This window comes from Armatimonadota bacterium (assembly GCA_029907255.1).
In the GTDB taxonomy this organism is placed as follows: Bacteria; Armatimonadota; UBA5829; order DTJY01; family DTJY01; genus JAIMAU01.
The window spans coordinates 1-23,795 of record JARYMF010000008.1; the positions used below are offsets into that span (position 1 = coordinate 1).

Here is a 23,795-nt window from a genome sequence, read left to right on the forward strand (position 1 = left end):
CAAGGGTGTTTGTGCGTATTTTGGTCAGACTCCAACTTGGGATTTCTACTCTGACGAGCTAGTAAGCCATGATATACCCACGCAGATGAATACTGGCGAGGTGCGAACCGTCCACATTACCTTCCGTAACAGGGGTGTTTTGTGGACTGAGGCGAAAGCCATCAGGCTGGGTGCAGTAGGCGATTCCGACCCGTTCACGACTCAGACACGGCACACTATATCTGGCGAGGTTGGGCCTAATCAGACATACACATGGACATTCAACCTGACTGCTCCGACAACACCGGGACAATATGTCACCGACTGGCGTATGGTCCGCGACGGCGTTACTTGGTTCGGGGCCACATGCTCGCAGACCATTAATGTTGTTGCTAGCGATAGCCAAGCGCCTTCGGTGCCTACAAACCTGTCAGCAACAGTCAAATCGCCTAGCCGGATAGATTTGGCGTGGAATGCTTCGACAGACAACATAGGTGTTACGGGTTACAAGATTTATCGCAACGGCGGGCAAATCGGAACCTCGGCTTCGACGAGCTATGTAGATTCGTCCTGTTCAGCGAACGCAAGCTACACCTACACGGTAGCGGCTTATGATGCGGCTGGGAACACGTCTGGGCAGAGTAGTCCGGCCTTTGCTACCACGCCGCCAAGCGAGATAGTTATTGATAACCCATCATGCGAGCTTTCGGGCGTATGGAGTACGGGAACTTCAGCTACTGACAAGTATGGTGCAGATTATTATTTTGCAAGCAGCGCTGTGAGCGAGGGCAAGACTGCGACTTGGCGGCCAAACTTTGCTTTTGGTGGAAGCTATGATGTTTACGCCTGGTGGCCCGCTGGAACGAACCGAGCGCCGAATGCACCATACACAGTTGCTTGGAGTGGCGGCTCGCAGGTTGTTCAAATGAACCAGCAGAGCAATGGTGGACAATGGAACTCCTTAGTCTCCAGCAAGACATTTGCCATGGGTACTGGTGGCTACGTAAGGCTAAGCAACGGCACAGGCCAGACGGGTTATGTCGTCATGGCGGACGCCGTCCGTTGGGTAACGCTTTCGGTAGACACTGTTGCGCCAAGCGTTCCGACAAACGTTGCGGCGAATCCGGTGTCTTGTACACAGATAAACTTAACGTGGAATGCTTCGACGGATAACGTCGCCATCGGCGGTTATAAGATTTACCGGAATGGCGTGCAGGTTGGGACAAGTGCCGCAACTAGTTATTCCGACACCGATTGTTCACCGGGCACGACTTATACCTACCGTGTAAGTGCGTACGACACAGCTGGCAATGAGTCAGCACAAAGTAGCCAAGTTGCTGCAACCACACCTGGTGATACGACTGCACCTAGCGTGCCAACCAACCTGAGTGCCAATGCAGTTTCCGGTACCCAGGTAGATTTGACTTGGACTGCTTCAACAGACAACATTGGTGTAGCAGGCTATAAAATCTATAGAAATGGTAGCCAAATTGGCACTAGTTCGAGCACTTCATATTCGGACACTACCTGCAGTCCTGGCCAGAGTTACACCTACGAGGTGTCGGCATATGATGCTGCTAGCAATGAATCTGCTAAAAGCACACCTGCAGTGGTAACTACTCCTGGCGTTGACACGATTGCGCCTAGTGTACCGACGAACTTGAGTGCGACAGCTGTTTCAGGGACCCAGGTAGACTTGAGCTGGACGGCATCTACGGATAATGTCGGTGTAGTAGGTTACAAGGTATACAGGAACGGCGTACAGGTAGGTACTAGTGTAGGCACGAGTTACTCTGACACGGGGTGTGTGCCAGCTACTAGCTACACCTATGAGGTATCTGCGTATGATGCAGCGTCGAATGAGTCAGCGAAGAGCACGCCTGCGACAGTAGTCACGCCTGATACGATTGCCCCTAGTGTACCGACGAACTTGAGTGCGACAGCTGTTTCAGGGACCCAGGTAGACTTAAGCTGGACGGCATCTACGGACAACGTAGGTGTAGTTGGCTACAAGGTATACAGGAACGGCGTACAAGTAGGTACTAGTACAGGCACGAGTTACTCTGACACAGGGTGTGTGCCAGCTACTAGTTACACCTACGAGGTATCTGCGTATGATGCAGCGTCGAATGAGTCAGCTAAGAGCACACCTGCGACAGTAGTCACGCCTGACACGATTGCGCCTAGTGTGCCAACGAACTTGAGTGCGACAGCTGTTTCGGGGACCCAGGTAAACTTAAGCTGGACGGCATCTACGGATAATGTCGGTGTAGTAGGTTACAAGGTATACAGGAACGGTGTACAAGTAGGTACTAGTACAGGCACGAGTTACTCTGACACAGGGTGTGTGCCGGCTACTAGTTACACCTATGAGGTATCTGCGTATGATGCAGCATCGAACGAGTCAGCTAAGAGCGCGCCTGCGACGGTAGTCACGCCTGACACTATTGCGCCGAGTGTGCCAACGAATCTCCAGGCGAGCGCTGTTTCTCAGACGCAAATTAACCTAAGCTGGACGGCATCAACGGACAATGTCGGCGTAGTAGGTTACAAGATTTACCGCAATGGTGCGCAGATTGCTACTTCAACCACAACTAGCTACTCTGATACGACTTGCGAATCATACACAACCTATACTTACAGGGTAAGCGCATACGATGGTTCGAATAATGAGTCGGGCCTAAGCAACCAGGCAACGGCAACCACATTGCCTTACACGGACATAATCCTAGACAACAATGTGGCTGTATATGTTGGCACTTGGTTTACAGGTACTTCAGCCACTGATAAGTATGGGTCAGACTACCGGTATGGCACGACGGACACAGTAGAGAGCCGAACAGCCACGTGGACGCCGGACATTGACATCTCCGGTTACTATACGGTTTATGCCTGGTGGCCGCAGGGCAGCAACAGGTCTTCGGCTGCTCCTTACACTATCTACTGGGACGGCGGATCGCAAACAGTTGCAGTTAACCAGAAGACTAACGGCGGCATGTGGAACACCCTTGTTACGAACAAGAGGTTCCTGGCAGGAACAGGGCAGTCCGTCAAATTAAGCAACAACACCGGCGAGGCGTCGCTGAACGTCATGGCAGACGCGGTGCGATTCTTGCTAGTTTCAGACGACCTGACGCCGCCGAGCGTGCCGAGCAATGTGTCAGCCGTTGGGGTCTCTGCTTCGCAGGTCAACGTGAGTTGGACGGCTTCAACAGATAACGTTGGAGTTAGCGGATACAAGGTGTACCGCAATGGGGTTCAGGTGGCGACGACGGCTAGCACTTCCTACTCTGATACAGGGCTTAGTGAGCTAACTACCTACACATATGAGGTGTCGGCTTATGATGCTATGGGGAACGAGTCGGCAAAGAGCGCCCAAGCCACTGGTACTACCCTAGATGGTACTCCGCCTAGTGTTCCGAGCGGTGTAACTGCAACAGCTGTCGGTCCTCAGCGAATTAATCTCACTTGGACGGCTTCGACAGACAATGTGGGAGTAGCAGGCTACAAGGTCTACAGGAATGGTAGCTACATAGGCTATACAGCGAGCACCAGTTACTCTGACGGAGGACTTTCACCGAGCACATCATATACCTACACTATATCGGCATATGACGCTGCTAGCAATGAGTCCTCGCAGAGTAGTGGGGCATCGGCAACGACGCCTGGGTATGCTAATGTTATTGTAGACAACCCTGCATGCACGTTCACAGGAGTCTGGACGATAGCTACCGCATCCACCGATAAGTATGGTTCAGACTATGCCTATGCGAGCACCGCGGTAAGCGAGGGCAAGACAGCGAAGTGGATTCCAAGCATTCCATACAGCGGCAACTACGATACTTATATTTGGTATCCGCAGGGCAGTAATAGAGCTACCAACGCGCCATTTACCCTTTACTGGGATGGTGGTTCGCAGACTGTCGCCTGGAATCAGCAGACAAATGGTGGTGCGTGGAGACTGCTGCTCGGGAATAAGCACTTCGTTGCGGGAACGAGCTGCTACTTGAAGCTCGGCAATGGCACGGGTGCGACTGGTTTTATCGTTGTCGCTGATGGCGCTAGGTTCCAACAAATAAGCGGTGACTAATTGCTAGACTGACCGCTAGTTACGGCACGCGAGTGCCGATTTCCTGACTCAAAGGGGCGGAGGCTATTGTTCTCTGCCCCTTGTTTATTAATAATCGAAAAACTGCATAAGGTTTGCTAATAAGAGTTGACAATTGGGTAGCATTGGATGGTATTATTACCTCACCATTTCTCAACAGAACCGGCATTCTTGCCGCGATTAGATTTGGAGGAAATAATTAAAATGATAGTGCACGTAAAAGACCAGTTAGCAAAGGGCACGTTTCTCACTTATCGGCCTGAAATTAAGGTAATTGATTGCACCATACGCGACGGCGGCTTAATCAATGACCACCAGTTTGACGATAACTTCGTTAAGGCAGTTTACAACACATGCGTCGAAGCCGGCGTTGACGTCATGGAGATTGGCTATAAGGCAGATAAGAAAATATTTGCCCCATCGCAATTTGGTAAATGGAAATACTGTGATGAAGACGACGTCCGCCGAATCGTGGGCGACAATCCTACCAATCTTCTATTAGCCGTAATGGCAGATGCTGAGCGGACAGATTACCATAATGACATCCCGCCTAAGGATAAGAGCGTAATAGATATCATTCGCGTTGCCACATATATCCACCAACTTCCCACAGCGCTTGATATGGTAAAAGATGCAGTTGACAAAGGCTATCGTGCAACCCTGAACCTAATGGCGGTCTCTACGGTCCAAGAACGAGAACTCGAAGAGGCTCTTACCTTGATGGCAGACTCGGGTGCGTGTGCTATCTATATTGTCGACAGCTTTGGTGCATACTATTCGGAGCAAATTCGCGACCTAACTATCCAGTATCTAAGGGCCGTCGAGGGCAAGGGTGTCGAAGTTGGCATCCACGCACACAATAACCAAATGCTTGCTTATGCGAACACAATCGAGGCGCTAATTGTTGGTGCAAACTATCTGGACGCCACCATTAATGGAATGGGCCGCGGCGCAGGTAACTGTCCTCTTGAATTACTAATTGGATTCCTCAAAAACCCAAAATTCCAACTTAGGCCGGTTCTGAAATGTATTCAGGAAGTCTTTCTTCCACTTGAAAAGGAAGGCACGATGGAATGGGGCTATCGAATACCCTACATGATTACCGGACAGTTGAATATTCACCCACGTGCGGCAATAAAAATGCGTGCCGGTAACGACCCCGACGATTATGTATCATTCTATGACCAAATGATAGAGGAGCAGTAAGTTAATACAGAAGCTTAATGATTATTAGCACGGCGTCTGGGGATGCCGCAGATGGCTGATATGGCTGATTCTTACCTGCGCTGACCCTGCGGCCCAAAATAGGGCTGCGTTTGAATTAGCTGTGCTGTGGCATTTCTGTAAGGTTTTTAAAATTCTTTCCGTGGGATTGCAAACATCCCACGGATTTTTTTGATTTATGCGAATTTTTGCAATATTAGGTTCTCCTTTGACTACTTTCTAGATTCGTTTTTTGCTTACAAATGCGTGTAAATATCCAATCGCAAGGGTATAAAAACTTTACATTTGATTGTCACATAAGACCAAGCTTGCTGGAAAGAGCACAAAGCAATGAGGTTGTTCAGCGTACCTGCAGATTTCCAAGAGAGCACAATTGATAAATATCATGAGCTAAATTCGCGCTATGAGAATGCAAAAGTAGAAGAAACCTATGGCCAAATCACCGGTGGACTCCTAACAGGCTCGGGCCGTGGTTCATGTAAACTTCCAAATGCAAACCTCACAAGCTTAGCGCATTATATCTCCTACTCAGCGGACCGCGGGATTGAATTCAACTATACCTTTAATGCTTCTTGCCTTGGAAATATTGAGTTCACGAAATCAGGTTTCGAAAGTGTTAATCATTTTCTAGGGAGCCTATGGGATGCTGGAGTTCGCCGGCTTACCGTTACGCTTCCCCAGCTAATATTGCTAGTCCAAGACTCTGGATATCCGTTCGAAATCAAACTCTCCACCATCTGCCAGGTAAATTCGCCAGACAAGGCTGCTTTTTGGAAAAGACAAGGGATAGACAGGATAGTGATTGACGAGGACATTACCCGCGACTTTCGGCGAATCCGTCAAATCAGCCAAATTGTGGGAGATGGCGTGGAAATAATAGCAAACAGTGCTTGCTTAAAGAATTGCCCTTACAAAATGTTCCATTATAACCATGAGTCACATTTTCCAATAGTAAATCAGGATGAACAGAAATTTTACGAGCGAAGGTGTTTTTTAAACAAAGCCGATGACTGGACAAACCCAATTAGATTAAATTGGATAAGGCCGGAGGACCTTGGATATTACGAGAGTGTTGGTGTTAGGCGTTTCAAAATTCAAGGACGCCAGGCTGTTTTGGAAGGTGACCCTCTTAGGACGGTTGAGGCATATATGAGAGGTAGCTACTCCGGTGATCTCTTTGGGCTCATCAACATGTTTATGCCTTATATTGCAAAGAATACTTATCAACCATATGTTGATAATAGCAAGCTCGAAGGATTTATAGCTCCGTTTTACAATGACCCGAACCACTGCACCGGTGATTGCGATAAGTGCGGTTATTGTGAGGCATTCGCTGAACTCAGCATTGATAGAGCGAGCGCTGAAGAAATGCGCATGCGTACTCTTAAGAATATGGGTAGTTATCAATTTTTTAGTGCTTGCCGCAATAAGGTTCCTTCTCAGACGTTTGCAAGACGGGTCATGCAAAAAGCTCGCAAAGTGATTGGGGTGTAATACCTGCTAATGCACCATTGCCTCATATCAAAAGCAGGAATTGGCAACACCATTTGTTTTTTATCGCTTCTACCCTTCCCCCGCCCGACAAGATTGTTTTCATTAGCTTATTTTCTGCGCTTGAAGTGGGATAAGCAATAAATAATTTACAAATGTTAGTGGCGTGGAGAACCAAAGCATTTGATGAAAAGCTTGATTGCTTATGGCAGTGCAACTTTCCTTGTAAATTCAGCGAGGATGAGAGGCAATCATTTCTTTCTGCGGAAATATTGTGCTGTAAAAGGAGCAACGTTATTTATTGGCTAATAATTTTAAATAATGAAGATTGGGGGAAGGTATAATGCCTGAAAACAATATCGCGCCAGAAGAAATACTTAACGTAAATCGGAAGTGGCTGCCGCCCGAGCCACATCTTTCTAAAGTCATCGAGGCTGTGCAGAAGGGCTCCGCGCATATTGAGAACCGCGGACATGGTGAGGCTCCCTTGCTTGTCTTCGAGGATGGTGGTGTAATTGAGCTCCCCAAAGCTCGCTATGAGAACACATACCGAGGGATGCAGCTAGTATCCGCGCCTGAAGCCACGCAAATAGGGCAGACAACTAAGCATCGTGATGTGTGCGGCTGTGTGGATGAGATAAAGGGAATTTTGCGTGATAATCCTGACTCTCTAATCGGCGACCCACATAAATTTGACCAATTGTTGGATGATGCGCTCTATATGATCTCGCGAATGAGCAAGCGTGAAGATGAATATCGGAAATTCATTACCGATGTTGTATCCGCATGCATGAATATTCCTCATGCTCCTGATCCAAAGATGGCTTCGAGTGCCGCGGAGGAAATTAAACACATCCTATACAACCACCCAGAAGATGTTCGGAAATATGCAGATCTTCTTAATCAACTTGCCGAGGATGTGCGCTGGGTTGCCTCGAACCAGGAGCGCGTTCTCCGCGAGTATAAACATATTGCCCTCAAGATTTTTGCTCTTTATAAGTCGGTAAAAGGAGCAAGAAATTGGGATAAAGAAGAAGCCGAGTGCTGAAAACTAATTTCAGGTCTTTGGTTTGTCCAATTAGAGGGAATGCGGCGTGTTCATACCATATCGAGTAAAGAACCCTGTCAGAAGATTTCCGTTCATCACCCTTGGAATCATTGGGGCGAATGTCATTGTCTATGCATTTACAACAAAGAACTTTCAAGAAATACGCTCCGATGTCCTTGAGACCTATGGATTTGCACTTTTTACTTCACCATTAATCAATGCAATTGCATCGGTGTTTCTTCATGCGAATATATTACACCTTGTTGGCAATATGTTCTTCCTTTGGCTCTTTGGGCCGTCTGTTGAAGAAAGACTTGGCATCAAGCGTTACCTACTATTATTTTTTACAACAGGCTTTATAGGTGAAATATTCCAAGGCATCCTTGGATTGTTCTTTTATGGCTTTGTGAGACCAACTATTGGAGCATCGGGGTGTATTCTAGGCGTGGCTGGCGCCTATTTGTATCTTTTCCCTTGGAGCAAAGTTTGCGTTTTTAGCTTTTTTTCCTGTTGCTGGCGTGGCGGATGGGGAGAGAGTCCCTGGTATGACATATGGGAAGTGAGTGCAATTTGGGTCATAGGATTGTATATTCTTATTGATTTTGCTCAAGGGTTGTTTTACGGTGTGGCAGGAATAAGCGGCGCTGTTGCGAACTTTGCGCATGTTGGCGGTGGAATAGCAGGCATACTTTTATGCTGGCTTTTTCGCGCAAAGAGAGACACGGAAGAATTGTCCGAAGCTAAGGCTGTCGAAGCCGATACGCGTGACCTTGAAAACATGCCGCTATATGCCCTTGAAATTATGCTCCAAGAAGAAGTTGGAGTTCCAGAGCTGATTCGGGCTGCTATCAAACCAGCTATCAAACGAGGCCGCAGGGACATAATAGATACTGCAATGGCGCAAGCCGGTCCTTCGCTGATAGATAAAGACCCACTAATTGTGGCATACTACCTGTTAGAGTTTGGAGGGAATGCAAACATATATAAGCCAGTACATCTTCTTCACTTAGCAGGTTTGCTCAACGACCTTGGAAATACAGACTGGGCTATTAAGATTTATAGGTTGATTGCCGACACCTGGGCAAACGAACCTGAGGCTGAGACGGCTCTATACAGATGCGCCCTATGTTTGTGGAACACTTACAAAGATGCAAATGGGGCGAAAGAAGCGATTAGAGAATTGGTTTCTCGCTTCCCGCAGGGCGAAATGGTTCCATTTGCCAAAGCCTTGCGGAAGCAATTGGAATAGTTTTTTTGCACTAGGGGGAATATATGGCTGAATCATTGAATTGCAAATTCGAAATGGATAAATCAATCAGCATTGTGGCAGGAAATAACAATTTACCGAAAATAATCCTTTCTCATGAGTCGAACTCATGTGCGGAGGTTTATCTCCACGGCGGACACGTTACCAGATGGAGTGTGCCAGGGAAAGGAGAGCTTTTCTTTCTTAGCCGTGAATCACTTTTTGCCATGGGAAAGCCAATCAGAGGCGGAATACCAATATGCTTCCCCCAATTTGGAAGCCACGGAACACTGCCGGCTCATGGATTTGCCCGCATAAGCGACTGGGAGGTGGTTCGGCGCGAAACTTTAGGCAATAACGTCATAGTAGTCGAGCTTCAGCTTAGCGAAACACCAGAGACGTTAGCTATATGGCCTCACAACTTTATTCTGAGGCTTAAAATACTTCTTGATGTGAGGACATTAACTCTTGCGCTTGAGGTTGTGAATACTGGTAAGGAACCTTTTGATTTCCAGGCAGCGCTCCATACTTATTTTAGTGTGGCAGATATCAAAAAAACCGCTATTACTGGCCTCCGTGGGGTTACCTATAAGGATGCTCTTCAGGACCTAGCTGAGGCCGTCGAGTTCGCCCCCGAAATACGCTTTGGAGGGGAGACGGACCGCGTTTACATAAATGCACCAGATAGACTTCAAATCAGCGATGGCGGGAATGGTCGCATAATAACCATTGAGAAGAGCAATATGCCTGACGTTGTGGTGTGGAATCCCTGGGTCGAAAAGTCACGTCGGCTGGCAGACTTCGGGGATGATGAATACCTTCGAATGGTATGCGTTGAGACAGGCAGAATTGCCGACCCTGTTACGCTTGAGCCTGGTGGACGCTGGCAGGGTGAGACGATGTTTTCCTGCTAGGTACTGACCGTAAAAGCATCTTCCTATCAAAATTTACAAGGCCAGCTTGGATTATTGACGTACTCATGGTATTTCTGATACCATTTCGCATGTAAATTAACGTAGTCACACACTTAAGGTACATGATATGGAATTAGTAGGCGGACCGCCATACGATATCTCACCCGAAACTGACATCTCAAGTCTGCTTCCCAAGGATTCGATTGAGCGACTGCTTTCGACTGCCCTGAGTCGAGGCGGAGATTTCGCCGATGTTTACATCCAGCGTTCCAAAAGCATGGATATCCCCCTCGAAGAGAGAAAAATTCGCTCTGCTCAAATAAGAATCTACCAGGGCGTCGGAATCCGAGTAACTTCGGGCGAGAAAACAGGGTTTGCTTATTCGGACACTTTTGATATGCACAGCCTTGTTGAGGCTGCTAAAGTTGCGGCACAAATTGCTGAGGGGCCGGGAACAGAGAAACCCATCCGTATTACCCCCGAACCAACTCCACAGTATTACACCATCAAGATTGACCCTGATTCGAAACCTATAGCTGAGAAAACAGCGCTCCTAAAGCGTGCGAGCAAAGCTGCTTACGCATATGACCATCGAATCAAACAGGTGGAAGTAAGCTATTCGAATGTCGATACCGAGATTGTTGTTGCAAACTCGGAGGGGCTGTGGGTTTCGGATAACCAGCCAATGCTAAGGTTCTTCGTATTTTGTTTGGCTCGTGAAGGCAAAGTTACGCGAAGCAGCTCGTACGGCGGCGGTGGGCGAATTGGCATGGAGTATTTCCAGGGGGTATCGCCGGAGGACATCGCTCAAGAGGCTGCAAGGGTTGCTATAATCCAGCTCGAAGCTGGTCCTGCACCTGCTGGGATGATGCCAGTGGTTATTCACAGGGGATGGGGTGGAGTACTTCTACATGAGGCAGTAGGCCACGGCCTCGAAGCCGATCTTGTTAGAAAGGGAGTATCGACATATGCGGGCCGTCTTGGTGAGCAGGTTAGCTCACCTCTTTGTACCCTCGTTGATGATGCGACAATACCGAACCGCCGCGGCTCAATCAATATAGACGACGAAGGCACGCCTGGCCAAAGGACAGTCCTTATAGAAAAGGGCGTTTTAAAAGCCTATATGACCGACCACCTCAACGGACGGCTCATGGGCCTCCCGCTGACCGGCAACGGACGCAGGCAGAGTTACCAATACATCCCATTGCCTCGAATGACGAACTTCCTAATGGAAGCGGGAGACTCGGACCCAGAGGAAATCATTAACTCCGTGGAACGGGGCGTTTTTGCAAAGAACTTCAGCGGCGGTCAGGTTGATACAACGAGCGGCAATTTTGTTTTTACCATAACTGAGGGTTATATGATTGAGAAGGGCAAGATAACTCGACCTATCCGGGGCGCAACTCTAATCGGCAATGGCCCCGAAATACTAAATAAATTAGAGATGGTAGGATCGGATCTTGCACTCGACCCAGGAATAGGAACCTGCGGGAAAAACGGCCAGGGCGTTCCAACTGGCGTCGGCATGCCAACCGTAAAGATCTCCGAACTCACGGTTGGTGGGACTGAGGAGTAGGCAAGACACGTCGTTCGATAGGATTCTAGCTATGGATTACGTCTCATTCGCACAAGATGTCGTCAAGCAAGCAATTCGTGCTGGTGCGCACGAAGTGGATGTGTATATTCAAACTGGCGATGACTTTGAAGTAGAGGTCAGACTCGGCGAAATTGAAGAGCTAACACAGGCATCTTCGAAGGGTCTCGGACTTCGTGTCTTTGTTGATAAGCGAATGGCTTTTGCAAGCACAACCGATCTCCATATGCCAGTTGTCAGCGATTTAATCAAGACGACCGTCCAGCTTGCAAAGGCGGCAAATAAAGATAAATACAACGGCCTTCCTGATGTCGGTCCTGGGGCCGTTCCCGACTTAAAACTCTTCGACCCGGCTCTAGCAGCGTTGCCAATTGATGAACGGATCAGGATGGCAAGGGAAGCCGAAAAGGCATCCTTCGAGTTCGACCCACGGGTGACAAGCAGTTATGGAGCAGGCTTCGAAGCATATTCAGGCAACAGAGTCCTAGCAAATTCAAACGGCATAGCATACACCTATTCCAGCACACACTGTTCGATATCGGTAGCGCCGGTTGCGGAGGAAGATGGCAAGAAACAAATTGGAGGAGCATACTCTAGCAGACGGTTTCTTGCCGAGCTGGCCTCGCCAGAGGAAGTTGGACGCGAAGCAGCTCAGAAAGCTGTCGAAAAATTAGGCGCACGAAAGGTTGAGACGCAAAAGGTGCCGGTTGTATTCGATAGAATGGTTGGCCCTGACCTTTGGGGCCCTATTTTCTCTGCACTAGACGGGGATTCGGTTCACAAGGGCATTTCCTTCCTCAAGAAAAAGCTTGGAAAGCGAATTGCATCGCCGGTAGTTTGCGTCGTGGATGATCCACTCATGCCTGGCGGCGTGGGCTCAATGCCTTTCGATGGCGAAGGGATACTCACATCCCGCAAGATTGTTATTGAAAATGGCGTGCTTCAAATGTATTTTTATGATACGCGGACCGCGCGTAAATATGGGAAACAGCCTACCGGGAATACCAGGCGAGGCTACTCAGGAACACCACATATATCTCCTAGCAATTTCTATCTCCAGCCAGGCGAGAAATCCAGAGACGAGATTATTCGTGGAATAAAAAAGGGCTTTTATGTTACCGATACCATCGGCAGAGGAGCAAATATTGTTACGGGCGACTTTTCCGTAGGAGCAACGGGAATATGGATATCTGATGGAGAGCTTGCCTTTCCTGTTCAGGAGGTAACGATTGCTGGAAACATGCTTGAAATGATGCTCAATATAGAAGAAGTTGCTAACGATATTCGATTCATATCAAATATAGCTAGCCCTACCTTCAAGATCGCCGAAATGATGGTGGCGGGGAGGTAGAACATAGGTTGGAAAAGCGGCGGCCGGAGAAATATCTCTCAGGAGTCACCCTTAGGGCAGTCATTATTGCGCTGATTCTCATTCCTTTTAATAATTACTGGATTTTCCTCACCGAAATCGTCCGCTATGCAGGCCACCCAACAACCATATCGCTTTTCTATAACGCTGTGTTTCTTCTCCTGGTGCTCGTTGGTTTGAACATGCTCCTCAGACGATTCATCCCCCGCTGGGTTTTCTCGCAAGGAGAGCTACTGACAATCTACGTGATGATAAACCTTGCTTCCGCTATGGCAAGCCACGACATGATCCAGGTTCTTGTTCCGGGCATGAGTTACCCATTCAGGTTTGCCACGCCAGAGAACCGCTGGGCAAGTCTTTTTCTCGACAAAATACCAAAGTGGCTGTCGGTTAGCGATAAAGAAGTGCTAAATGGATTCTATCAGGGAGCAAGCACTCTATATACAAAGAAGACCCTTCTAGCTTGGGCAGTTCCAGTGACGATGTGGTTGCTTTTCCTGATGGCTTTAATATGGGTTATGCTTTGCCTTACTGTTCTGCTTCGAAAGCAATGGACTGAGCGTGAGAAGCTGACTTATCCTCTTGTGCACCTCCCAATGGATCTTACAACCGAGAAAACAAGCTTCTTTCGCAACAAGCTTTTTTGGGCAGGGGTGGCGGTAGCAGTCGCTATTGATATGCTCCAAGGCCTCCACGTGTTATATCCATCAATTCCTGGGTTGCGAATAAAGGGCATTAACCTCGGAGAATACATTGTAAACCCTCCTTGGAATGCCATAGGCTGGACACCTATGCATTTCTACCCGTTCGGCATTGGTCTAGGAACCCTGCTTCCCCTCGACCTTTCTTTCTCGTCGTGGTTTTTCTTCCTTTTTTGGAAAATGCAAATAGTTGCGGCGGCGGCATTTGGGTGGAACCAGATTCCTAGATTTCCTTATATCAATGAACAGTCGTTTGGCGCATACATGGGCATTTGCTTATTCGCAATATGGGCTAGCAGAAAGCATGTTGCCAGCGTTCTGTCGAGTCTCTTTTTTAAAAAGGAAGTGGATGATGAAGGAGAGCCGCTCAGGTACCGCACAGCTAGCATCGGCGCACTTATCGGACTAGCTGTTTTGATGATATTTGTCCGAGCAATGGGGATGTCGTGGTGGCTTATTGTCGCTTTCTTCCTAATATATTTTGCGATGTCTATTGCCATCACCCGCATGCGGGCTGAACTAGGTCCACCTGCTCACGACCTGCACGCCGCTGGGCCAGATACAATTCTGCCATCAATTATCGGGCCTTCCAAGCTTGGCACTCCAAATCTCGTTGTTCTCTCGATGATGTTTTGGTTTAACCGTGCTTACCGGTCACATCCAATGCCAATTCAGCTTGAGGGGTTCAAGATGGCAGAGCGTGCGTCAATGAGTTACCGAAGGCTTTTTGGAGCTATTATACTAGCCACTTTGTTTGGAGCTATTGCCGCGTTTTGGTCTGAATTGCATATTTACTATAAGGTTGGCGCAGGTGCCAAGATGGGTCCTCCAAACGTACCCTTAATTTTCGGGGGCGAACCATATAATCGCTTAGATGCATGGCTGAAAGGTGCGCCGCCACCAAGCGGAAATATTGCTTGGGCAATTACAATTGGGCTTCTTTTAACTATAATATTAAACTCTTTAAGAATGCGGTTGCCTTGGTTCCCATTTCATCCTGTCGGCTATGCAGTATCTAGTAGTTGGTCGATGAATCAGCTGTGGATGTGCATGTTCATCGCATGGGCGATTAAGCTAATCCTCTTGCGTTATGGTGGTTTGAGGCTTTACCGCCAAGCCGTTCCCCTTTTCCTCGGAGTTATCCTCGGCGAATGCGTGATGGGTAGCCTGTGGACAATCATAGGCATTGCCCTTCATGTTCAGACTTACGCCTTCTGGCCATAAAGTTATTAACTTTTCTAGAGAAAATCACCCCATATTGCCGATAATCAGAATAGCAGGCGTTATCTCCAACCATTTGCCGCAAACAAATTGTGTGAAAGGCGTGGCAAATGTATGGAATAAACCTGTAGAAGCGGAGATTTGCGGGCCTCCGGCAAGGGACGTTCCTTTTTGTCAGGAGCCGCAGCCGGTATCTGATTGGCGAGAACTAAAAATTTCAAGGAGGTGTACGAAAGTACATGAAGGCACTCAGAAAGATGAAACGTGGTGAGAAGGGCTTCACACTAATTGAGATTATGATCGTAGTCCTGATCATCGGAATTTTGCTTGCGATAGCAGTTCCGAACTTCATCAAGGCGAGGGAAACCTCCCGGGCGAAGAGCTGCATTGCAAATCTAAAGCAGATTGACGCTGCCAAAGAGCAGTGGGCTATGGACAACAAGAAGACGACTGGCGACGAGCCGGCATGGCCAAATGATTTGGTGGGTCCTGACAAATACATCAAGGGTAACGAGCCCACGTGTCCGTCAGGCGGCACATACTCATGCAATCCAATCGGCACCGACCCGACATGCAGCATCGGTGCTTCATCAACTCCGCCGCACGTCTTGCCATAAGGATCACAAGTCGGGTAGGGGTTTGCATGGACCCCTACCCTTCAATCTCGCCAAATCAACCGGCGCCCGCGGTTACGGTGGACTTTTGGCAGCGTCACCCGTTTCCGGGGGCTTTGCAATCTTAATTCTACTAAATCTACCGCCTCTGCCTTCCATTAAGGGGGTTAGATCATGACCGCAAATTTTAAAACAATCCGCGGGCGGACGGGCTTTACGCTTGTTGAGATTATGATTGTTGTTTTGATTATAGGTGTTATCTTGGCAGTTGCAGTGCCATCGTGGTTAGGTGCACGAGAAAGATCATACGCACGAACATGCCAGGGCCAGCTTAGAGAGATTAAATATGCAAAGGAAAGCTGGGCTATGGATAACCATAAGAGAGCAGATGACATGCCGTCTTTCGATGACCTTTATCCAACCTATCTCAAAAGTAAGCCCGAATGCCCAGCGGGTGGGACATATACTATTGGCGCTGTGAATGAAGACCCAACATGTTCAATCGGCGGGAGACATTCGCTTGATTGGAGGTAATTCCGTGATTAAAAGAGCGTTGAAACGGAGATTGTGCAAGCAAGACGGCTTCACATTGGTAGAGGTGCTTCTCGTTATTTTTGTCCTAGCTCTGACAGCCCTAATTCTTGCAGCGGTGTTTCCATCCTCGCAGGTTTCTAGAATTAAAGCTGCACATCTTTCTTATGCTGTCAGCTTGGCACATCAGAAGGTAGAGGAGCTTCGGTCTGCAGGTTACAGCGGAGTTCTCGTAAGCCCAACCGTTGAAACTCCTTTACCAGAGCTTCCTAATGGTGTTCAGCGCATCACGGTCAGCCAATATGCTCCAAATATAAAAAAGATTGAGGTAAGTATTACGTGGGGAGGGTATCGCCAAGTTCAAGGTAGCACGAACTTGGTTACGCTAATATCTGACCATAGCTGAGGATAACAATGAGAAAGTTTGTTCCTTCCAAACGTAACGGAATGACAATGCTTGAGGTGCTCATAGCAACAGGGTTGCTCAGTGCAGCTCTAATTTCAACACTGAGTTTGTTAAACACCATGCTGAGCCTCTGGATGAAAGGTTCAAGCGGGACCGGAGCGAACATGTATGCCAGCCTGGCAATGCGCAGGCTTGTTTTGGATATACAAGAAGGCAGTAGTGCACAGGTGGTAAACGGCAATTTGGTTGTAAACTTCCCATATTACAGTACTGCCACTGGCCAGTATATAAAGGGTCTCAGTGGGGTTACAGCGACCTACTATATTTCAGGTCCAACCGGTAGCGAATCAAGCGGTACCTATCTTTGGAAACAGGTGGGGAGCACAAAGACTCGCCTCGCACGAAATGTCGAAAGTATGGTTGTTTCGGTTACAGCAAATAAACTCGTTCGAATTACAATTACGGGGAGAGATCAAGAAGGCGGAGCTGTCAGTCCGAACCTTCTTCAGCAAAGTGTAAAGCTGCGAAACGGATGAATTTTCATAGGCGAGGGGTCGGTAAGTAATGCACCTTATCTCTGCAGTTTTTAAATCAAACAAAGGGAGTGCGTTGATGACCAGTATCATAGTAATGATGCTGGTATCAATGCTTGGAATTTCATATATTGCTCTCACTACCACAAACCTTGTTCGTGCCGGTCGCGATGAGCGGCGTGCCACGGCTTTCCATTTAGCTGAGGCTGGCTTAGACTACATGATAGAGAAGATAATCAGCGAGGCTCAGACAAACGGTGGTACAATTGTCGCAAAAGTGAACTACAACAGCACGCCTATTCTGTCGGAACTTGTTAGTGGTGCAACAGGCGTTATAAACGTAGTTCCGGATGCTGGACTGAATACATATGCTACGATAACTTCCAGTGCAACATATCGTGGGATTACAGAAACGATTCGCGTTAGAGTAAAAATCCGTTCGGTTGGCGTCTGGGACAACGCTATATTTGCAGGAATTGGCCAGTCAGGCAGGGGCATCAATGGAAATGTTGATATTCGCGGTTCCGTCCACATCTTAGGCGACGGAGAGCCGTTCTCCGACCTTAATGGCAACGGTCAGTGGGATTCGGCTGAAACTTTTACAGATGATAATGGAAACGGAAAGTATGACGCGGGTGAGCCTTTTGTAGATGCCGATGGCAATGGAATATGGAGTGATGCCGAGCCATTCCAAGATAACAACCTAAATGGCGTATATGATCAGCCACTGACCGTGACCGATTTGGCTGGCGATTTAAGTGGGCGAGCGTTCATAGGGAATAACTATGCTGGCATGCCAGTGCTTCTTCAATCCAAGATTCCTCCGCTAACTCCTGAACCAGTTGCTGGCGAGATGGTGTATACATTAAACGCGGAAGTCAGGGTCAAGCATGGTAGGATAAACCTTTCGGGCACAGCGACAATTGGAAATCCCAATATTTTTGGAAATTCCGTTAAAGAGACCATAGACGGCACGTACGTATCCGATGGATGGGGTGGAACCGCTGGGGCGGCGAATGTTTACTCTGATAATGGATCTAGTCAGCGCTATGACCTTGGCGACAGGGTTTCATTTCCAAGCTTGTTGGATCCTTATACTGACCCTAATACTGGCATTTCTTATACTACATATGCCGACTATCTAAGAGCAAAATCCCTCACTATACCAATAAATAAAATAGATTCGACGGTACCAGCTTTTTCATTTTCAGACGGGACTAATTCCATTTCTTGGGATCCAATTTCAAGACGACTCAACATCACCGGAATAGTCCGCATCAATGGCAATCTGGATTTGAGCAGGAAAGATGGCGTGGTTATATTTGATGGTAAAGGGACTTTGTTTGTTGAAAATGACATTATGGTACATGGCAGCGTGCTTCCGCTAGGTACTTTCCCCACAACCTCGGCGTTAGGTTGTATTGCTGGGCGTGATATAAACTTCGCCACTGGTATAGGCGAGGCGCAGCTTTATGCCGCAGGCGCATGGTTTGCTCAGCGTAAGATTGTGAGCGCCAAGCAAAGCCAGTTTGCAGGTACGTATGTTGCAAACTATTTTGATATGGGCACAAATGTTCCCGACATCTACCAAGTACCTGCGTTATCAAGAAATTTACCGCCTGGCATGCCAGGTGGTGATATCCGAATAGTAACTGCGCAAATTTTGAGCTGGAGGCGTTTGTAATCTTGTATAGTTTGACTTTCTTGTAGCGAAGCGGAAATTCTGGTATATTTTGAATAGCTTTAAAAACTAAAGACCTTTCTCCGTATAGAACGGCGAAGGGTCTTTTCTTTCTACAATGAAGTTGGCAAGGCTGAGGGTTGGGTTTTTATTCTGCTTATTTGTAATTGTGCTGGCGGTATTGGGAGCGGCATGGGCTGTGCTTCAGCTCAGAAGCCAGGTGGTCTATTCTGGTGTTAGTGTTGCAGGATTAGATTTAGGCGGCTGCACAGCCCAGCAGGCACGAGATGCACTTTCTCGGAGGAATGAAGAGATTGCCTCAGCAAGGCTGGTGCTTGCGTTTAAAGACCTAGAAAGGACCGCCACCATTGGTGAACTAGGTGGCAGGTTGGATGTTGATGCATGCGTCCGGGCGGCCCTTGCGGTTGGAAGACGCGGGAACATAATTCAGCGACTCAAAGAAATAATTTCTGCTAAACATAAAGGCAGGGATTTGCCCCTTGTCTTTTCTTTTGATGATACAGTGCTTTTATCTTACCTTACCCCCATCGCTAGGAGAATTAACCGTCCACCGGTAGATGCTCGACTCAGCTTCAATTCAGGTTCGGTGCGAGTGGTACCAGAACAGCCAGGCTTGCGTCTAGATTTAGCGGAAAATGCATCTCATATCAAAAAAGAGATAAATTCCGGCGCCACTTATATTCGGCTAATAACTGAGGTAGTGCCCCCAAGGCTTAAGGCCTCAGACTTCCGTGGAATAGATGGCATTATCGCCTCTTATTCGACCTCCTATAAGACTTGGGAACGATCTAGGGCACACAATATAAAAAGAGCGTGCCGTGCGATTGACGGATTTCTGCTAAAGCCTGGAAGAGTGTTCAGCTACAATGCTGTGGTTGGCCCAAGGTTGCGCAAGAATGGCTATTTGGATGCGCCGCAGTTCGTAAGGGGTAAGATAGTAGAAGGTACAGGCGGAGGTGTATGTCAAGTTTCGACTACATTATATAACGCGGCATTACTTGCGAACCTGAAAATTCGAGAAAGGAGCCATCATTCTCGGCCCGTTGCTTATGTTCCTCTTGGGCGTGATGCAACGGTGGAATATGGATTGCTTGACCTAAAGTTTGAGAACACTACTAACGTTCCGATATACATATCAGCATTCGCAGAAAATGGCCGCGTAACTATAAACATTTTTGGCAAGAGGAGCAACCAACAAGTAGAAATTCTCACGTCAGGGCACAAATTAATACCTCCAGATGTCCATGAGCGTCAAGAAAGCCGATTAAAGCCAGGCGAAAGCGTTGTAGAACAACCTGGTAGAGAAGGACATCGCGTGGAGGTATATCGCGTTATCAAGGTCGGCGGCAAAATTGTGCGGAGGGAATTAATTTCGCGAAACTACTACCCGCCTGAACCCCGCATAATTGCAGTTGGAAGAGCAATGTAGCGCCAAGCTGATTTGGATTCTTTCCCGAGGCAGGGGAAAGGTTGACAATCGGGTAATGGCTCACTATAATCTGAAGGGTTTTTAACATATGCTGAGTAGCTATTATTAGGAAAGGGGATTCATCAAAATGCTTCGTAATTCTGAGCGAGCATTGAAAATGCTCAGGAAGCTTAGCTTGCTTGCAGTATTGGTGCTTGTAGGTCTGAGTTTGAGCATCGTTGCCCAAGCAGCTGAGGCAATCGAGTTGCCAGAATTTAACGAACTTGAGCTCGTTTGGCCTTCTGTTTGGGCCGTGTTTATTTGCGCGATTATAGGCCTACTCTTCGGCGCATGGTGGTTTGCCGCAATTATGAGAGAGAGTCCAGGCTCGCAAGGAATGATAGCTGTATCTAGGGCTGTACAAGAGGGCGCATGGGCTTATTTGAAGCGGCAGATAAAGACAATGATTTGGTTTGTTATCATCATCGCCATTGGACTTATATTTCTGTACAAAGGACTGCCAGAATTTCAATATAAAGGGGCAGGCGGTATTCCCGTATATGTTGGCGTTGGCATAGCTTTCATTATGGGTGTGGCTGCATCGTATCTAGCTGGTTTAGTTGGCATGATGATGGCCGTTAGAGCAAATGTCCGCGTCGCAAATGCCGCCTTATCTAGCTTTAAGCGTGCGCTCTATGTTGCATTTCGCGCGGGCGGCGTTTCCGGAATGGCAACAGTGGGGCTTGGGCTTCTTGGAGCATGTCTGGTATTCTTCATGTTCCGCGAGCAGTCCATGAAGGTGCTGATTGGCTTCGGGTTTGGCGGATGTTTGGCGGCACTGTTTATGAGAATTGGCGGTGGTATTTACACCAAAGCTGCCGACGTTGGCGCTGACCTCGTCGGTAAGGTTGAGAAAGGCATCCCTGAGGATGACCCCAGGAACGCAGCCACGATAGCCGACAACGTGGGCGACAATGTAGGTGACTGCGCCGGAATGGCGGCCGACGTCTTCGAATCCTATGAAGTTACACTTGTTGCAGCAATCATCCTGGGTGCGGCGGCATATCCCTTCTTGCAAACAGTGCCAGGACTGAACGCGGTTGCAGCTGTGTTGGCGCTCGTTGTTTATCCATTGCTCATCCGTGCAGTGGGCGTTATCGCCTCAATCATAGGTGTGTATACCGTTCGGGGAAGAGATGACATGGCAATGAACCCGATGCATCCAATTAATGTCGGGTTCTTTATGTCCGCCTTATTCGCAACCATAGGGTTCTTTGGTATCTCCTACTATATTTTCGCAGTTAAGGTTCCGATTGCTGGATTTGAATGGTGGCGATTTGCAGCTGCCAACCTTAGCGGCATCATCCTGGCATTAATTATTGATAAGTTGACCGAGTACTTCACTGCCATAGATAAGAAACCCGTCACTGAGACCGCCAGAGCGGCGAAGACAGGTCCGGCGACAATAATATTGAGCGGATTTGCCTCTGGTCTTGAATCAAGCGTGTGGGGTATAGTGGCTATCTGCCTTTCAATTCTTGCGGCTATGCTTCTATTTAAGGGCAATCCCGAATTTTCCGCCTATGGAATTGCGCTCGCAGGACTTGGTTTGCTTTCAACTACCGGTTTCATGCTGGCAATGGACACCTATGGCCCGATTTCCGACAATGCCAACGGCATTTTCGAAATGTCTGGGGCGCTGAAAGACGTAGGAGAAGAGAGCAATGCCCATAAAATTGTCGCCAAACTAGACGCGGTAGGTAATACAACCAAGGCTCTAACCAAGGGGCTTGCGATTGCCACGGCAGTGATAGCGGCGACGGCACTTTTCCGCTCTTTTATGGCTGATGCTGGTTTGCTTCATATAGGCATCCGTGTTGATTTCACGCAAGTCTTCATTGGGCTTTTGATAGGCGGTGCTGTGCCATTCCTATTCTGTTCATTTGCTATCAATGCGGTTAGCCGTGCGGCATTCATGCTAGTTGAGGAGGTTCGGCGGCAATTTCGCGAAATCCCAGGTATTATGGATTACGACCCGCGGAGTGGGTCTGACAAGGGCAAGCCTGATTATCAGAGATGTGTTGCTATCTCAACAGCGGCAGCACAAAAAGAGCTTATGAGTCCGGCAATCTTGGCGGTGAGTGCCCCGATTCTCGTTGCGTTTGGCTTGGGTTACGGAGACCCCTTGAGAGGTGCTGCAGCGCTTGGCGGTTTCTTAGCTGGTGCAATACTTACCGGCCAGCTTATGGCGGTATTGCTTGCGAACACCGGCGGCCTCTGGGATAACGCAAAAAAGAAGATTGAAGATGGTATGTTTGGTGGTAAGGGCACAGCAGAGCACAAAGCGGCAGTCGTTGGCGATACCGTTGGTGACCCATTCAAAGATACGGCTGGTCCAGCGCTTAACCCGATGATTAAAGTTATGAACCTGGTGGCGATTCTAATTGCTCCCATAGCTATTACCAACATAAGCAGTGGTGTTCGAACTGCAATTGTGATAATAACAGCGATCGCCCTGGCGGGTGCAGTTCTTTGGAGCAAGCGCGGCGGAATCGAAAGCGTAGAGGAAATAGAAAAGGAGCTTGAAAAGGAAGAGAAAGTTCCAGAACCAGCAGGGCGGTGATTATAGGACTTAGCTAATATCAAAGCAATTGTGATTGGTATGTAGAAAGGCTAGGGCATCCCTAGCCTTTCCTATTTGCTTATGGCTAACTAGCGTAAGTTGATGCTTATACCAGTGCCAGGTTAGCTTTCGGTTAGTAAACTCACCACTATAGCCATCTCGTAATGATATTCTAGGTCCACGAATTGGGCTTCTAAGCAAGTGTCAAGTCGGCAACCACCGGTCGGTGGTCGGAAGCATTAGAATCAACAACAAAATAAGATTCCACTTTAAACCTTAAGTCTGCTAGAATGAAGTCAATTCGAGAAGGGATTGGTCCAATTAGAGTTGCGGCATGATCTTGCTCAAATTCAAGGGCAACATCCCGTAGAACTGGATCGCTAAGCAAATTAGCCAATGTCTTTGAGCCTCTCACGTCGTTCATATCGCCGCAAAGTATTTTGGGTCTGTGGACAGAACGTGTGATTTCCGCCGCTTTGAGAGCCTGCTCCACTCTGACTGGTTCTTCGGTGGAAAGGTGTGTGCAAAAAATTGTAACCTCTGAGCCATCGAGGGATGTAGTCACCTCAAGGAGACCGCGAGGTTCTCCTCCTCCAGGAAGTTGGTGAAAGCGGCAGTGGATGACTGGTGGCTTTACAAGTATGCAGTTTCCGTACCAGCCGGAATCCAGCCTAAGGTTGCGTTGGAATACAGGATGCATGTCGAGGCGAATGCCGAGGAGCTTTGGTTGGTTTGCCAGCCAGCTTCTGGCTATGTGTTGGTCTACCTCCTGCAGGCAAATCACGTCCGCCCTGAGATGTGCCAAAACATCTCCAATACGGCGTATGGAGCGAATTCCATCCATGCCGAGCCCAGCTTTTATGTTGTATGTGACAATTCTGAACATTTTTGTGCCTCGAAAGTTTATATTCCCAATCCTAATAGATTACATCATTCATGCAGTTTCAACGTCAAGATGCCAAAATATTAAGTTATTTGGGAGGAGAAGGGCTGGTTGGTGTTGAACATGTCATCGCCGCCGACAAAGCAGGGTAAATGAATTGATAGTAATTCTCGAATTGGTTTATTTTTTCTAGCGAGGAG

At 48.0% G+C, this 23,795-nt stretch carries 17 protein-coding genes; 16 read left to right on the forward strand and 1 reads right to left on the reverse strand.

All coding sequences use genetic code 11. The features are described from left to right. From QHH26_08695 to QHH26_08770, 16 genes are all read left to right on the forward strand, one after another. A partial coding sequence (locus QHH26_08695; GenBank protein ID MDH7482032.1) for a hypothetical protein occupies window positions 1-4,069 on the forward strand: 4,069 nt, incomplete at its 5' end. Window positions 4,070-4,291: 222 nt separating this feature from the next. Continuing rightward, a complete protein-coding gene (locus QHH26_08700) occupies window positions 4,292-5,293 on the forward strand; it encodes an aldolase catalytic domain-containing protein (GenBank protein MDH7482033.1) in 1,002 nt (333 codons plus the stop codon). Window positions 5,294-5,641: 348 nt separating this feature from the next. Continuing rightward, window positions 5,642-6,805 (forward strand): U32 family peptidase, encoded by a 1,164-nt coding sequence (locus tag QHH26_08705; protein ID MDH7482034.1) that lies wholly within the window; start codon window positions 5,642-5,644, stop codon window positions 6,803-6,805. 340 nt (window positions 6,806-7,145) lie between these two features. Continuing rightward, on the forward strand, window positions 7,146-7,850 hold the full coding sequence (locus tag QHH26_08710) for a hypothetical protein (GenBank protein MDH7482035.1): 705 nt from the start codon (window positions 7,146-7,148) through the stop codon (window positions 7,848-7,850). Window positions 7,851-7,896: 46 nt separating this feature from the next. Continuing rightward, on the forward strand, window positions 7,897-9,099 hold the full coding sequence (locus tag QHH26_08715; protein ID MDH7482036.1) for a rhomboid family intramembrane serine protease: 1,203 nt from the start codon (window positions 7,897-7,899) through the stop codon (window positions 9,097-9,099). Between the two features lie 23 nt (window positions 9,100-9,122). Continuing rightward, window positions 9,123-10,010: a D-hexose-6-phosphate mutarotase gene (locus QHH26_08720; GenBank protein ID MDH7482037.1), complete on the forward strand. Its 888-nt coding sequence runs from the start codon at window positions 9,123-9,125 to the stop codon at window positions 10,008-10,010. A 127-nt stretch (window positions 10,011-10,137) separates the two neighbouring features. Beyond that, window positions 10,138-11,586: a metallopeptidase TldD-related protein gene (locus tag QHH26_08725; GenBank protein MDH7482038.1), complete on the forward strand. Its 1,449-nt coding sequence runs from the start codon at window positions 10,138-10,140 to the stop codon at window positions 11,584-11,586. Window positions 11,587-11,617: 31 nt separating this feature from the next. Further along, complete coding sequence (locus QHH26_08730) at window positions 11,618-12,955, forward strand: TldD/PmbA family protein (GenBank protein MDH7482039.1); 1,338 nt, start codon at window positions 11,618-11,620, stop codon at window positions 12,953-12,955. 8 nt (window positions 12,956-12,963) lie between these two features. Continuing rightward, window positions 12,964-14,898 carry a hypothetical protein gene (locus tag QHH26_08735; GenBank protein ID MDH7482040.1) on the forward strand — a complete coding sequence of 645 codons (1,935 nt, stop codon included), beginning with the start codon at window positions 12,964-12,966 and terminating at the stop codon, window positions 14,896-14,898. A 236-nt stretch (window positions 14,899-15,134) separates the two neighbouring features. Then, window positions 15,135-15,512: a prepilin-type N-terminal cleavage/methylation domain-containing protein gene (locus QHH26_08740; GenBank protein ID MDH7482041.1), complete on the forward strand. Its 378-nt coding sequence runs from the start codon at window positions 15,135-15,137 to the stop codon at window positions 15,510-15,512. Window positions 15,513-15,683: 171 nt separating this feature from the next. After that, the gene (locus QHH26_08745; protein ID MDH7482042.1) at window positions 15,684-16,043 is read left to right on the forward strand and encodes a prepilin-type N-terminal cleavage/methylation domain-containing protein; all 360 of its coding nucleotides are present in this window, start codon (window positions 15,684-15,686) and stop codon (window positions 16,041-16,043) included. A gap of 4 nt (window positions 16,044-16,047) precedes the next feature. Then, entirely contained in the window at window positions 16,048-16,446 is a 399-nt protein-coding gene (locus QHH26_08750) for a prepilin-type N-terminal cleavage/methylation domain-containing protein (GenBank protein ID MDH7482043.1), read from the forward strand. Between the two features lie 8 nt (window positions 16,447-16,454). Beyond that, complete coding sequence (locus QHH26_08755; protein MDH7482044.1) at window positions 16,455-16,982, forward strand: hypothetical protein; 528 nt, start codon at window positions 16,455-16,457, stop codon at window positions 16,980-16,982. A gap of 76 nt (window positions 16,983-17,058) precedes the next feature. Further along, window positions 17,059-18,663, forward strand: coding sequence for a hypothetical protein (locus QHH26_08760; GenBank protein ID MDH7482045.1), 1,605 nt, complete (start codon window positions 17,059-17,061; stop codon window positions 18,661-18,663). A 115-nt stretch (window positions 18,664-18,778) separates the two neighbouring features. Then, window positions 18,779-20,110 (forward strand): VanW family protein, encoded by a 1,332-nt coding sequence (locus QHH26_08765; protein MDH7482046.1) that lies wholly within the window; start codon window positions 18,779-18,781, stop codon window positions 20,108-20,110. Between the two features lie 127 nt (window positions 20,111-20,237). Continuing rightward, complete coding sequence (locus QHH26_08770) at window positions 20,238-22,712, forward strand: sodium-translocating pyrophosphatase (protein MDH7482047.1); 2,475 nt, start codon at window positions 20,238-20,240, stop codon at window positions 22,710-22,712. Window positions 22,713-22,905: 193 nt separating this feature from the next. Here QHH26_08770 and QHH26_08775 read toward each other — a convergent pair whose 3' ends face one another. After that, window positions 22,906-23,598 carry an endonuclease/exonuclease/phosphatase family protein gene (locus QHH26_08775; protein ID MDH7482048.1) on the reverse strand — a complete coding sequence of 231 codons (693 nt, stop codon included), beginning with the start codon at window positions 23,596-23,598 and terminating at the stop codon, window positions 22,906-22,908. Window positions 23,599-23,795: the final 197 nt, after the last annotated feature.

Bases quoted from the DNA above. Each gene is read 5' to 3' on its own strand.
- QHH26_08700 (MDH7482033.1), top strand. From the start codon at position 4,292: ATGATAGTGCACGTAAAAGACCAGTTAGCAAAGGGCACGTTTCTCACT.
- QHH26_08705 (MDH7482034.1), top strand. From the start codon at position 5,642: ATGAGGTTGTTCAGCGTACCTGCAGATTTCCAAGAGAGCACAATTGAT.
- QHH26_08710 (MDH7482035.1), top strand. From the start codon at position 7,146: ATGCCTGAAAACAATATCGCGCCAGAAGAAATACTTAACGTAAATCGG.
- QHH26_08720 (MDH7482037.1), top strand. From the start codon at position 9,123: ATGGCTGAATCATTGAATTGCAAATTCGAAATGGATAAATCAATCAGC.
- QHH26_08725 (MDH7482038.1), top strand. From the start codon at position 10,138: ATGGAATTAGTAGGCGGACCGCCATACGATATCTCACCCGAAACTGAC.
- QHH26_08730 (MDH7482039.1), top strand. From the start codon at position 11,618: ATGGATTACGTCTCATTCGCACAAGATGTCGTCAAGCAAGCAATTCGT.
- QHH26_08740 (MDH7482041.1), top strand. From the start codon at position 15,135: ATGAAGGCACTCAGAAAGATGAAACGTGGTGAGAAGGGCTTCACACTA.
- QHH26_08745 (MDH7482042.1), top strand. From the start codon at position 15,684: ATGACCGCAAATTTTAAAACAATCCGCGGGCGGACGGGCTTTACGCTT.
- QHH26_08755 (MDH7482044.1), top strand. From the start codon at position 16,455: ATGAGAAAGTTTGTTCCTTCCAAACGTAACGGAATGACAATGCTTGAG.
- QHH26_08760 (MDH7482045.1), top strand. From the start codon at position 17,059: ATGACCAGTATCATAGTAATGATGCTGGTATCAATGCTTGGAATTTCA.
- QHH26_08765 (MDH7482046.1), top strand. From the start codon at position 18,779: ATGAAGTTGGCAAGGCTGAGGGTTGGGTTTTTATTCTGCTTATTTGTA.
- QHH26_08770 (MDH7482047.1), top strand. From the start codon at position 20,238: ATGCTTCGTAATTCTGAGCGAGCATTGAAAATGCTCAGGAAGCTTAGC.
- QHH26_08775 (MDH7482048.1), bottom strand. From the start codon at position 23,598: ATGTTCAGAATTGTCACATACAACATAAAAGCTGGGCTCGGCATGGAT.